The 11,422-nt window shown below is 73.3% G+C and carries 8 protein-coding genes and 1 tRNA gene; 5 read left to right on the forward strand and 4 right to left on the reverse strand.

What is annotated here, in order from left to right:
* Window positions 1-18 precede the first annotated feature (18 nt).
* The gene (locus OG519_RS28315; protein WP_405589648.1) at window positions 19-1,047 is read right to left on the reverse strand and encodes a saccharopine dehydrogenase family protein; all 1,029 of its coding nucleotides are present in this window, start codon (window positions 1,045-1,047) and stop codon (window positions 19-21) included.
* Between the two features lie 113 nt (window positions 1,048-1,160).
* Between OG519_RS28315 and OG519_RS28320 the strand changes: the two genes are divergently transcribed.
* From OG519_RS28320 to OG519_RS28335, 4 genes are all read left to right on the forward strand, one after another.
* Complete coding sequence (locus OG519_RS28320; RefSeq protein WP_405589651.1) at window positions 1,161-1,424, forward strand: DUF5302 domain-containing protein; 264 nt, start codon at window positions 1,161-1,163, stop codon at window positions 1,422-1,424.
* A 286-nt stretch (window positions 1,425-1,710) separates the two neighbouring features.
* The gene (locus tag OG519_RS28325; protein ID WP_405589654.1) at window positions 1,711-3,711 is read left to right on the forward strand and encodes a M3 family metallopeptidase; all 2,001 of its coding nucleotides are present in this window, start codon (window positions 1,711-1,713) and stop codon (window positions 3,709-3,711) included.
* A 41-nt stretch (window positions 3,712-3,752) separates the two neighbouring features.
* Window positions 3,753-4,679, forward strand: coding sequence for a GNAT family N-acetyltransferase (locus OG519_RS28330; protein ID WP_405589655.1), 927 nt, complete (start codon window positions 3,753-3,755; stop codon window positions 4,677-4,679).
* Window positions 4,680-4,726: 47 nt separating this feature from the next.
* Window positions 4,727-5,902, forward strand: a complete 1,176-nt coding sequence (locus OG519_RS28335; protein ID WP_405589658.1) for an MBL fold metallo-hydrolase — start codon at window positions 4,727-4,729, stop codon at window positions 5,900-5,902.
* A gap of 140 nt (window positions 5,903-6,042) precedes the next feature.
* Here the strand turns inward: OG519_RS28335 and OG519_RS28340 are convergent, their stop codons facing one another.
* The 3 genes from OG519_RS28340 to OG519_RS28350 all read right to left on the reverse strand — a co-directional run bounded on the left by OG519_RS28340 (window position 6,043) and on the right by OG519_RS28350 (window position 11,077).
* Window positions 6,043-6,660 (reverse strand): GNAT family N-acetyltransferase, encoded by a 618-nt coding sequence (locus OG519_RS28340; protein WP_405589661.1) that lies wholly within the window; start codon window positions 6,658-6,660, stop codon window positions 6,043-6,045.
* Window positions 6,657-9,860: a glycoside hydrolase family 2 TIM barrel-domain containing protein gene (locus OG519_RS28345; RefSeq protein ID WP_405589663.1), complete on the reverse strand. Its 3,204-nt coding sequence runs from the start codon at window positions 9,858-9,860 to the stop codon at window positions 6,657-6,659. The genes OG519_RS28340 and OG519_RS28345 overlap by 4 nt, the downstream gene beginning before the upstream one ends.
* Window positions 9,861-10,789: 929 nt before the next feature.
* Complete coding sequence (locus tag OG519_RS28350) at window positions 10,790-11,077, reverse strand: YiaA/YiaB family inner membrane protein (RefSeq protein WP_405589666.1); 288 nt, start codon at window positions 11,075-11,077, stop codon at window positions 10,790-10,792.
* A 205-nt stretch (window positions 11,078-11,282) separates the two neighbouring features.
* Between OG519_RS28350 and OG519_RS28355 the strand changes: the two genes are divergently transcribed.
* Window positions 11,283-11,356: transfer RNA gene (locus tag OG519_RS28355), tRNA-Pro, on the forward strand.
* The last annotated feature ends 66 nt before the right edge of the window (window positions 11,357-11,422 follow it).

Raw genomic sequence — 11,422 nt, forward strand, 5'->3', positions numbered from 1 at the left:
CGGCAGCGGCGCCGACGCTCAACGCGGCGCCTGCACCCGCACCTTCACCCCGTCCAGCGTGCTCGCGAAGTCCGCGCCCAGCGCCAGCGACGGCGTCTGGAAGCCGGCCGGCAGCTCCGCCAGCCTGACCACGATCCGCAGCACGGCGTCGGCGGTGAGGCGGTACGGGCTCGGCCCGGTCAGGGTCGCGGTCGCCGCGTTGCCCGCGGCGTCCCGGGCACGGCCCCACACCTCGGACCGGGTGGCGTCCAGCCGCCGCTCACCCGGGCCGCGGACGACCCGGCCCACCGCGTCGGAGACCACGCCCCGCAACGGGACGAGCCGCAGCACCCGCGTCATGGCGAGCGTCGGACCCGGCATCGTCGTGTACGTGGTGATGTCCGGGATGCCCGTCGAGTAGTACGCGGTGCTGACATCGCCCCACGGCACCGAGACCACCGTACGGGCGCCGGACGGGAAAGCCGCCCGCACCTGGCGGGAGCCGAAAGGGACGGTACGGATCTCCCCGCCGCTGCGGATCCGGCCGCCGTAGGACGCGCCGTCCACCGCGGACCGGGCGGTGCCCGGGCTCGGCCCGCCGCCGGCCAGGAAGGCCAGATCGAGCTGGGTCGCGTCGGGCAGCCGCGCGGCGAGCAGCGCCGCCACGCAGTCCGTCGGCACCACGTCGAAACCGGCCCCCGGCAGCAGCGGGACGCCGGCCGCCGCCGCCCGCGGCCCCAGCGCGTGCAGCGACTCGAAAACCTCGATCTCGCCGTTGATGTCGAGGTACGGCGTCCTCGTCGCGATACAGGCTGTCGCCATCGCCAGCGCGGTCCGCGCGAACGGCCCCGCACAGTGCGCCACGGCCGTCACACCGTCCAGGCCGCGCCGTACCGCGGCCGGCTCGCCCAGCCCGAACACCCGGTGTTCCAGGCCGAGTTCGGCGGCGAGCGGGACGAGCTTCGCGGCATTGCGACCGGCCAGCACCGGCCGCAGGCCCTGGGCAGCGGCGCGCCGGGCGATCAGGCGCCCGGTGTAGCCGGTGGCGCCGTACAACAGCCAAGTCATGAGGTCAGTTCCTCCTCGGAGGTGGTGACCGGAACCGTACACGCGCATTCCAGGAGCGCGATATCGGGTGGCCTTGTGCCCCGGGCCGTGCTCCGACGTGCGACGCTGGTGTCATGACCCACCCAGAGCACGAGGCCGCCGCGGCCGCCGACCAGAACCCTCAGGACGCCGACGCGTCCGACGACCCGGAAACGCCGCCGGGCGCGACACCGGAACCGGACGAGGACGAGGTCAAGCGGAAGTTCCGCGAGGCGCTCGACCGCAAGCAGGGCGCCCGTCAGGGCGGCACCGGCGGCGCGGGCCCCGACCAGTCCAAGGTCCACAGCGCCCACGGCCGCGCCGGGGGACCCCGCGAGTTCCGCCGCAAGAGCGGCTGACGCGGCGGGGGTCCCGGGGGCCCGGCCGGTCCAGGGTCCACAGCGCCCACCGCCCGCCCGGCCGGGACACCGCCGGGATACTGCCCGGCCACCCCTTCACTCACCTTCACTCACCTTCACCCACCTTTCGCGCACGTTTCACCCACCGCCCCGCCCGGGACGATCACGCCGGACGATCATGCCGGGCGGGCATCAGCCGCCCCTCGCGTCGCCGCTCCACCCTGTCCGGATCCCGGGGCCCGATGACACCCCGCCGCGTAGGCTGGGAGCGGTGACGACGAATCCCTTGCTCAGTCCCAGTACCCTGCCGTACGAGCTGCCCCCGTTCGCCGAGATCCGGGACGTGCACTACCTGCCCGCCTTCGAACGCGCCATCGCCGAACACCTGGCCGAGGTCGAGGCGATCGCCACCGACCCCGAGCCCGCCACCTTCGACAACACCCTGGTGGCGCTGGAGCGTTCCGGCGATCTGCTCGGCCGGGTCCGCGCGGTCTTCGACAATCAGGCGTCGTCCCATGTCACCCCCGCGCTGCGGGAGATCGAACCGCGGGTCAGGGCGCTGCTCGCCGCCCACAGCGACGCCGTGCACCTCAACGCGGGCCTGTTCGCCCGGATCTCCGGCCTCCACGCCGCCCGCCACACGCTCGGCCTCGATCCGGAGTCGCTGCGGCTGCTGGAGCGCTACCACACCGCGTACCGCCGGGCGGGCGCCGAACTCTCCGCCGAGGGACAGCGGCGACTGCGGGAACTCAACGCCGAGATCGCCGCCGCCTCCACCGCCTTCGGCCAGCACCTGCTCGCCGCCAACGCGGCCGACGCGCTCGTCCTCGACGACCCCGCCCAACTCGCCGGCCTCTCGCCCGACGCCGTCGCGGCCGCCGCGGCGAACGGCCGTGAACTGGGCCACGAGGGCCGCTGGGTGATCAGCCTGAAGAACTTCTCCAACCAGTTCGAACTGGCCGCGCTCGACGACCGTGAGGTCCGCAGACGGCTGCTCGACGCCTCGCTGAACCGCGCCCAGGACACCAACGGCCCGCTCGCCGCCACCATCGCCACCCTGCGCGCCGAACGGGCCGCGCTGCTCGGCTACTCCAGCCACGCCGCCTACACCGTCGCCGACCGGACGGCGGGCAGCACGGAAGCCGTCACCGACCTGCTGGCCCGCCTGGTGCCGCCCGCCGTCGCCAACGCCGAGCGGGAGGCCGAGGAACTCGCCGAACTCGCCGGCGGCCCGGTCGAGGCATGGGACTGGGCGTACTGGTCCGACCGGCTCCGCAAGCGGCGCTACGACGTCGACGAGGCACGGCTGCGGGCCTACTTCGCCCTCGACACGGTGCTGCGCGACGGCGTCTTCCACGCCGCCCACGAGCTCTACGGCATCACCGTCACCGAACGGCCGGACCTGCCCGGCTACCACCCCGACGTACGGGTCTACGAGGTCTTCGACGCCGACGGCACCGGCCTCGGCCTCTTCCTCTGCGACTTCTTCGCCCGCGAGTCCAAGCGCGGCGGCGCCTGGATGAACTCACTGGTCGAGCAGTCCACCCTGCTGGGCCGGCGGCCCGTGGTCGTCAACAACCACAACATACCCAAGCCGGCGCCCGGCGCGCCCGCCCTGCTCACTTTCAGCCAAGTGGACACGCTCTTCCACGAGTTCGGGCACGCGCTGCACGGCCTCTTCTCCGCGGTGCGCTACCCGTACTTCGCCGGCACCCGGGTGCCGAGCGACTTCGTGGAGTACCCCTCCCAGGTCAACGAGATGTGGGCGCTGTGGCCCGAGATCCTCGACCGCTACGCCGTCCACCACGAGACCGGTGCGCCGATGCCGGCCGACACCGCAGCCCGGGTGCGTGAGGCGGCACTCTTCGGCCAGGGGTTCGCCACCGTCGAATACCTCGCCGCCACCCTGCTCGACTGGGCCTGGCACACCCTCCCGGCCGGCGCCGACCCGGGCGACGCGATCACCTTCGAGGCGAAGGCCCTGCACGACGCCGGCCTCGCCCTGCCCGCCATCCCGCCGCGCTACCGCACCAGTTACTTCACCCACATCTTCGCCAACCAGTACAGCGCGGGCTACTACTCCTACATCTGGAGCGAGGTCCTCGACGCCGACACCGTCGACTGGTTCACCGCCAACGGCGGCCTCAGCCGCGCGTCCGGCGACACCTTCCGCCGCGAACTCCTCTCCAGGGGCGGCAGCATCGACCCCCTCCAGGCCTTCGCCACCGTCCGCGGCAGGCCTGCCAGGATGCAACCGCTGCTGGCCAGGCGGGGGTTGGCCGGATAAATCCGGTGCCCTCCGGTCAACGGCCGGGCCAGGATGGCCCGATGGGATGGACGTACACACCCGACCGGCAGCGCTTCGAGGACGAGGCCGGGCCCTTCCTCGCCCGGCACCCCGTCGAGAACTCGGTGCCCCGCACCCTCTGCGGAACCCTCAGCCGCCACGGTCCGCACGCCTACGGCGCCGACCCGCCGCTCTTCGGCTGGTGGCGCCCCACCCACGAGGCCCCGGTGGCAGCCGCCTTCCTGCGCACACCGCCCCACCCCCCGCTGCTCACCCGCGGCACACCGGAGGCCGCCCGCTCGCTCGCCGCCGGTCTGTCGCCGCCGCTCCCCGGAGTCCGCGGCGACAGCGAGGCCGCCTGGACGTTCGCCGAGGCGTGGCGCGACCGCACCGGCGCCGCCGTCCGCGCCGAGCGCGCGCTGCGCGTCTACCGCCTCGGCGCGCTCACCCCGCGGCTGCCCGGCCCGCCGGGGCGGCCCAGGACCGCGGGTCCCGCCGACCGTGAGCTGCTGCTCACCTGGCAGCGGGAGTTCGCCGAGGAACTCGGCGAGCCGAACCACCCCGGCGAGCGGCTGGTGGACGACGCCCTCGCGTACGGCGGCCGGCTGCTGTGGGAGGTGGACGGCGCACCGGTCGCCATGGCGGGATCCACCGCGCCCGCGGACGGCGCGATACGGGTCGTCGACGTCTACACCCCCAAGGGCCTGCGCGGCCGGGGATACGCGGGCGCCGCCACCGCGGCCGTCTCCCGGGCCGCGCTCGACGCCGGCGCCGGGGACGTAATCCTCTTCGCCGACCTCGCCAACCCGGTCAGTACCGGCCTCTACCAGCGGCTGGGCTATGTCCCGGTTCGCGACCATGTGACCTTGTCGTTCACCGATCCGGACCCGTCATCCCCGCGGAATCCCTGCGGAACGCGTGACGCAGCGCCATCCGGGGCCCGTGGCGGCCCGGGGGCCGCAGCATAATGGGAGCGGCGAGAACCCGCCGATCGACGATCCGCCCTGGAGGTCCCGTGACCGGAGCCGGCCGACAGCCCTCCCCCCTCGTGAAGCTGCGCCCCGCACCCTTCGGCGCCGACCCGACCGGAGCCCGGCTGGAGCGCATCCACCAGTCGCCGAACTGGGCGAACGGTGCCTTCGTCAACCCCGTCGGAGCACGCAGCGTGCCCAGCGGGGGTCTGATCAAGTCCCTGCCGGCCAACCTCCGCAAGGAGGCCAGGCAGTCCCGCAAGCCGGCCCGCCCGGTCCCGATACACCCCACCACCCTCACCGATCTCGCCACCCCGGCCGCCTCCGGGCTGCGGATCACCTGGATGGGCCACTCCACGGTGCTCGCCGAGATCGGCGGCCGGCGGGTGCTCTTCGACCCGGTATGGGGTGAGCGCTGTTCGCCCTTCGCCTTCGCCGGGCCGCGCCGGATCCACCCGACGCCGGTGCCGCTGACCGCGCTCACCGGCCTCGACGTGGTGGTCATCTCGCACGACCACTACGACCACCTGGACATGTCCACCATCACCGCGCTGATCAGCACCGACGTGGTGTTCGCGGTGCCGCTCGGCGTCGGCTCCCACCTTGAGCACTGGGGCGTGCCGCCCGAGCGGCTGCGCGAGCTCGACTGGAACGAGTCCACCGACGTGGCAGGACTCCGGCTCACCGCCACCCCGGCCCGCCACTTCTGCGGGCGCGGACTGCGCGGCCGCCAGCAGACCCTGTGGGCCTCCTGGGCCGTCACCGACGGCACCCACCGCATCTACCACAGCGGTGACACCGGCTACTTCCCCGGCTTCGCCGACATCGGCGCCGAGCACGGCCCCTTCGACGCCACGATGATCCAGATCGGCGCCTACAGCGAGTTCTGGCCCGACATTCACATGACGCCGGCCGAGGGTATCCAGGCCCACCTCGACCTCTCCGGCGGCGCCGCGGCCGGTGTGATGCTGCCCATCCACTGGGCCACCTTCAACCTCGCCCAGCACCCCTGGGCGGAGCCGGGCGAGGGCACGGTGGCCGCGGCCCGGGCGGTCGGCGCGCAGGTCGCCACCCCCAGGGTCGGCGCGCCTTTCGAGCCGGCCGACCCGCCGCCCGCCGACCCCTGGTGGCGCGAGGTCGCGGTGGCCCCCGCGACGGGCTGGGCACCCTGGCCGCCGCCGGCCTCCGCCCTCCAGGGCGACGTCGTGGCGGAGGCGTAGCGAGGGCGCTCGCGGACCCCTGGTGGGCCTGGTGGACCCGCGGGGCCTGCGGGACCCGCGGCCCGCTCGCGGCCGGTGGAGGCCGAGCCCGTTCCTGACGGGCTCAACCTCCACCGGCCGCCCGCGGCCCCGCGTCCGCGCTAGCCGGTGGCCCGCCCCAGATACGTCAGCTCTCCCGGGTCCGGCATCGCGATCTCGTGGAAGCCGAGCCGGTCGTAGAAGGGGCGGGCGCGGACGTTGGCGGTGAGCACCCCCAGATGGACCGCCGGCACGCCCCGGCCGGCCAGGGCGCCGAGGAAGCGTTCCATCAACGCCCGCCCGAGGCCGCCCCGTTGGAACGCCGGGAGGACGTCGATGTGCAAGTGCGCCGGATACGCGGCCAGTTCCGGCTGGACCATCCGCTCGGGAGTGTGCAGCAGCCAGGCCATCACCTCGCTGGGCGTGGCCGGTTCACCGGTCGGCGCGGGCCAGCGATCGGCCACCGTCGGCAGCCATTCCTCGCGGAACCGCTTGGCGAAGCCGGCCGTGTCGCCGGTGCCCAGCACGTAGCCGACCGCCTGCCCCTGCCCGTCGTCCACCACGAAGGTCAGCTCGGGTTCCAGTACGGCGTACGGTGCGGCGAAGTTCGCCCCCAGCAACTCCCGGTCCCCCTCTGGGTAGTCGGCGGTCGCGTCCGCACCGGCGTTCCCGGTGCGCAGGCAGATGTCGTACAGGGCCGGCAGGTCGGCCGGCCGGTACGGGCGGACCGCGGCGGTCACCGCCTCTCTCCATCGATGAGTCGGTCGTCCCACGGCCCCGTCGGAACGGACGGATCCGGTCCGGGCAACGGCTCGGCCACCTCGCCGTCCGCCGGATCGGTGTCGAGGGCGCCCAGCGTGCTGAAGGTGAAGGAGAAGGCGGCCGGGGCCGCCGGCAGCCGGAAGCCGGGCAGCACCTCGGGCCCGCAGGAGTGGCTGCCCAGCCCGTGCAGGGCGTGGTCCAGGTGCAGCCACAGCAGATTGTCCCGCCGCAGCTCATGGGTGTGCCCGGCCGCGTCCAGCGCCTGGGTGCTCCACGGCCGCGCCGTCAGCCAGAAGGCCGGCTCGCCCGCCACCCGCATGCCCGTACCGTCCGTCCGCCGCAACTCGGCCCAGCGGACGTCGGCCCGCGCGCCGTTCTCCTGCGGCCGCACATACGGGGTCTGCAACGCGTCCACCGAGGAGCGGTACCGTCCGATCCGGGACGCCGCGCGCGAGTCCGGGTACGCCTCGCCGGGCCCGCCGCCGAACCATTCCACCCGGTCGAGCGTCGGGCATAGCCCCATCCGTACCCCCAGCCGGGGCAGCGGCAGCGTCCACTCGCCCTCGGGCGTCACCCGTACCGCCAGGCGCAGCCGGTCGCCGGCCGCCGTCCAGGTGTGGACGGTCCGCAGCGCGAGGTCCGAGGCGCCGGGCGCGACGCGCGTCTCCACGGTCAGCGCGTCATCGCCGAGGGTGACGCCGACGACCCGGTGCCGCATCCGGTCAAGACCCAAGGCCCGCCACTCGCGGTCGAGTTGGCCTTCAGGACGCCAGGACATCCCGCGGTCGTTGTCGATCGGGGCCCGCCACACGTCCAGCGCCGGGCCCGCGACCAGGTTGCCGCTCAGATACTTCAGCGTGCCGCTCGCCGCGTCGAAGGTGCCCGGGCCCAGCACGATCACGCCGCCTTCGGCGAAGCGCGGCGCGTGGGGTTGTTCCTCGGGGGGCGTCGGTGGCGGGGCGGCTACCGAGGCCAGGGCCGGGGGCCGGCGATGGCTGGGGATATGGGCGTGGTCCGGGGTGTGAGCCGGGCCCGGGACGTGGGCCGGGTCCGGGGTGTGGTCCCGGTCCGGGGCGTCCGCCGGGGTTTCCGCCACGGCCGGAGCCCCTTCCCCGGCCGCCGCCGAAATCGCTTCCGCCGCCGCGAACTGCGTCCAGGCCACCTCGTGCCCGGCCGGCGCCCACGCGGTGTCCTCCGCCAGCACTGCCCGCACCGTCCACCACGCCTCCCGGGCGCCGCCCGCCGACTTCGGCGAAGGGGGCAGCGCCAGTTCCGCGGTTCGGCCGGGCCCCACCCGAGGCGCCGCCAGCAGCCCGCCGTCCACCGCCGTACCGTCCTCCTCGTACGACCAGAGGAAGGCGAACCCCGAAAGGTCCGCGAAAACAAGGCGGTTGGTGACCGTCACGAGCCCGCGCGCCGCGTCCCCCGCCAACCGCACCGGTTCGATCACCTTCTTGTACTCGACCAGCCCGGGTGACGGGGTCCGGTCCGGGAAGACCAGTCCGTCGCAGACGAAGTTCCCGTCGTGCAGCTCCTCGCCGAAGTCGCCGCCGTAGGCGTAGTACGACGTCCCGTCCGCGGTCCTGCGCCGCAGCCCGTGGTCGATCCACTCCCAGACGAAACCGCCCTGGCAGCGTTCGTAGGTCTCGAAGATCCGCTGATACTCCGTCAGGCCGCCTGGACCGTTGCCCATCGCGTGCGCGTACTCGCAGAGTATGAACGGCATACCGCGTCGGCGCAGGTCCAACTCCGTTTCGGCGAGTGGCGGTTCCTCCCGGCGGCCGATCAACTCGGTCTCCGCGTGGTCGGTGTACATCCGCGAGTAGACATCCACGTCCGCGCTCGACAGATCACCCTCGTAGTGGATCGGCCGGGCCGCGTCCCGTTCCCGTATCCACGCCGCCATCGCGGACAGCCCGCGCCCTGTGCCGCACTCGTTGCCCAGCGACCACATCACCACCGACGGATGGTTCTTGTCGCGCTCCACCATCCGCGCCGCCCGGTCCAGCAGCGCGGGCGTCCACCGGTCGTCGTCCACCGGATTGCCGCGCCACCCCACCACTTCGAAGCCGTGCGTCTCCAGATCGCACTCGTCGACCACCCACAGCCCCAACTCGTCGCAGAGATCGAGAAAAGCCGGATGCGGCGGATAGTGGCTGGTGCGCACCGCGTTGATGTTGTGCTGCTTCATCAGCAGCAGATCGCGGCGCATCGTCTCCGGATCCACCACCCGCCCGTGGTCGGGGTCGAACTCGTGCCGATTCACCCCGCGGAAGAGGATCCGCCGGCCGTTGACCTTCAGCACGCCGTCCTCGACGGCCACCGTACGGAAGCCGATCCGCAGCGGGATCCGCTCACCCTCGGTCGCCAACTCCGCGTCGTACAGCCGCGGTACCTCCGCCGACCACGGCTCGACGGGCACGATCACCTGCTCACGGGTCGGGATGTCCAGGCCCAACTCGGGGACGGTGATGGTGCCTTCAGGCGAGCAGTCCACCCGCAGCGTGCCGGTCCCGGTGCTGTGGTCGTAACCGCAGTGCACGAAGAAGTCGGTGACCGCGCCCTCCGGCCGCTCGATCAGCGTGACGTCCCGGAAGATGCCGGGCAGCCACCACATGTCCTGGTCCTCCAGATAGCTGCCCGAGGACCACTGGTGCACCCGGACCGCCAGTACGTTGCCGCGCGGCCTGAGCACCTCGCCGACCTCGTACTCCACCGGCAGCCGGCTGCCCTTGAAGGTGCCCAACTCCTCGCCGTTGAGCCAGACCCGCGCGCAGGAGTCCACCCCGTCGAAGCGCAGGACCGCCACGCCGCCCGGCCAGTCGTCCGGCAGGTCGAACATCCGCAGATGGTCGCCGGTCGGGTTCTCCGTCGGCACGTACGGCGGATCGACCGGGAAGGGGTAGCGCACGTTGGTGTAGGCGGGCTGCCCGTACCCCTGGAGCGGCCAGTGGGCCGGCACCGGCAGCACGTCCCAGCGGGAGGCGTCGTACCCCGGCCGGGCGAAGGAGTCGTCCTCCGCGGTCGCGGTCGGCGACAGCCGGAACCGCCACGCCCCGCCGAGGTTGACCCGCCGCGCGTCGGACACCGCCCACCACGCCCGCGGCGGAAGCGCCCCCGTACTGGGCGACACATCCTCGTAGTAGGGGAGTGCCGCGGGCGGTGGCGCCTCGTGCATGGTGCTGCTCCTCGATCTGTGGGGCTGCGGGTCTGTTGCTTCTGCGGGTCTAGGGGCCTACGGGTCTATGGGTCTATGGGTTGGCCGGGTTGGCCGGGTCGGCCGGTGTGTGGCTTTACGGTTCTCCGGTCTCCGGGTCGGCGGGTGTTCCGGGTGCGGCGGTCGGGGCGGGCGGTGCCAAGGTCCACCGGCTTCGAGTCTTCGGTTCCCTGGGACCGGATCCGGCCGCTGATCGGATCCGGTGGGTTTCGCTCGCATCTGGGGATATTGGTGTCGGCCCCGATTCTCCTCAGCGAAGCGGTCCCCCCGCTAGGGCGTGTTTGAGCAGTCCCTCCCCCAGCTACCGCCGGGGGTGCCCCCACGGCCATTGCGAGCTGGGGGCACCCCGTGAGCCCGCCCTGCGCGCGGACGACGCTACTTCTGAAACACGCCCCGGACGTGGCGATCGCGTATCGGACCCGTCGCGCCTCGAGCGGGAGCAGCCAAGGGGCCGGTAACCCCTTCGCCCGGCCCCCGTACCCCGGGCTTGCCCCCGGCCCCCGGCCCTGCCCCAGCACTCCCGGGCGTCGGCGCCGGGCCCGCCCCTGGACCCGCGCCCCCGGCACGACGGCCCCCGGACCGCCGGAACCCCGAACCCCCGGGCCCCAGGGCCTGCCCCCTTGACCTCCGACTCTGCTCCCCAGATCCCCGGGCCCCGGGGATACTCCCGCAGCCGGCTCCGGGCCCCGACCGCAGGCCTGCCCCCGGACCCCCGAGTTTGCCGACCCTGTCCCAGACCCCCGGGCCCGTGGCCGGACCCCGTACCGAAGAGGCCCCGGAACCCCGCATGGGCCCGTGTCGCGTCAGCGACCGGGCCCTGGGTGTGGGTGCCGCCGGGAATGACGGCATCGGTATTCGTTCAGTCACCCGCCGTATCGGCGTGCCCCGACCTAAACCCCCTCCACCTTGAACGGATCATGCTCCGTGAGCAGCTTGTCGAGCCGGGCCTGGTCCACCCGGCTGACCATCTGCCCCACCTCCTGCCGGTCCCGCACCACCTTCGCCAAGGTGAAGGTCGCGGTCACCACGTACAGCAGCCCCACCCCCAAAAACGCCCGCACCCACCCGCCCACGGGCAGATACGCCACCCCCACCACCATCGAGCCAAGCGCTATCGCGAACGAGATCGCCGCCTGCGCCGCGTAAGCCGCCGTCGTCTGCTGAATCACCTTTGCCATCCCCCCACGATCCCCGCCCCGGGCCGCCCCCGCATGAGTACGCCTACTCATTCCTCCTGAGCCCGAGCCCCTACCCACCCCACCCCGCGGCCCCACCGACCGACCAAACCGCCCCGCCCCCGCGCCGCGAGCAACCACCCCCCGAGGTGCGCTATTCTTCTCATGCACGGTCACCCGGACCTACCACTCCGGACCGACCAAGCACCGGGACGTGGCGCAGCTTGGTAGCGCACTTGACTGGGGGTCAAGGGGTCGCAGGTTCAAATCCTGTCGTCCCGACTGGGAGCTAGCTCCAAGTCGCAGGTCAGGGCCTTGCTTCACGAAAGTGGAGCGGGGCCCTTGATC

Source organism: Streptomyces sp. NBC_01190 (assembly GCF_045039895.1).
Lineage (GTDB): Bacteria > Actinomycetota > Actinomycetes > Streptomycetales > Streptomycetaceae > Actinacidiphila.

What these genes read in the sequence shown, in the direction of transcription:
- OG519_RS28315 (WP_405589648.1), bottom strand. Translation starts at nt 1,047, where the DNA reads ATGACTTGGCTGTTGTACGGCGCCACCGGCTACACCGGGCGCCTGATC.
- OG519_RS28320 (WP_405589651.1), top strand. Translation starts at nt 1,161, where the DNA reads ATGACCCACCCAGAGCACGAGGCCGCCGCGGCCGCCGACCAGAACCCT.
- OG519_RS28330 (WP_405589655.1), top strand. Translation starts at nt 3,753, where the DNA reads ATGGGATGGACGTACACACCCGACCGGCAGCGCTTCGAGGACGAGGCC.
- OG519_RS28345 (WP_405589663.1), bottom strand. Translation starts at nt 9,860, where the DNA reads ATGCACGAGGCGCCACCGCCCGCGGCACTCCCCTACTACGAGGATGTG.
- OG519_RS28350 (WP_405589666.1), bottom strand. Translation starts at nt 11,077, where the DNA reads ATGGCAAAGGTGATTCAGCAGACGACGGCGGCTTACGCGGCGCAGGCG.